The sequence below is a fragment of the Mesorhizobium sp. M5C.F.Ca.IN.020.32.2.1 genome (genome assembly GCF_004023105.1).
In the GTDB taxonomy this organism is placed as follows: Bacteria; Pseudomonadota; Alphaproteobacteria; order Rhizobiales; family Rhizobiaceae; genus Mesorhizobium; species Mesorhizobium wenxiniae.
Map to the genome: position 1 here is coordinate 1 of NZ_RZSX01001561.1, position 621 is coordinate 621.

Annotated in this window: 1 protein-coding gene; it reads left to right on the forward strand. The window is 63.9% G+C overall.

The genetic code is table 11. The features are described from left to right. Nucleotides 1–621, forward strand: a 621-nt coding sequence (locus tag EOA86_RS37445) for an FAD-dependent oxidoreductase (protein WP_164892445.1), incomplete at both ends; no start/stop codon positions are given.

A 621-nucleotide genomic window follows, 5' to 3' on the forward strand; every position in this document is an offset into this window, starting at 1 on the left:
GCATTCGGGGTTATCCCGGCGGCTGGATGGACCCGTCGGGCGGTGTCCTCAATCCGGTCGAATACGCACGCGGCCTCGCTGACGCGGCGGAAAAGGCCGGAGCCCGCATCTTCGAGCATACGCGCGTTGCATCGATCGATCGCAACGGGGATGGCTGGGCTTTGAAGACGGAATCGGGTTCGGTGTGTGCTGGAAAGGTGCTGATTGCCACCAACGCCTATGGCGGACCACTGAACCGCGCGCTGCAGCGAACCTACTTTCCTCTGAAAATCTTCCAGATCGCGACGGCTCCGCTGCCGCGCGAATACCGCACCTACCTGCTTCCAGGCGGGCAAGGCGTCGGCGACACCAGGCGCAATCTTTTCACCGTCCGCTTCGATAGCGAAAACCGGCTGATAACCGGCGGCATGCATAGTCTTGGTCCCGGCGCCGACGCGCGGGTGCCGCATGCGATCTGGCGTCGGCTTGCAAAACATCTCGATCTCCCGGAAATCCCGCCGCTCGCCTACAGCTGGTCGGGGATGGCCGCCGTCGAGCCCGACTTCCTGCCGCATCTCGTGGATCTCGGGCCTGGCCTGATCGCGGGCTTTGCCTGCAACGGACGTGGCATTGCCATGACGA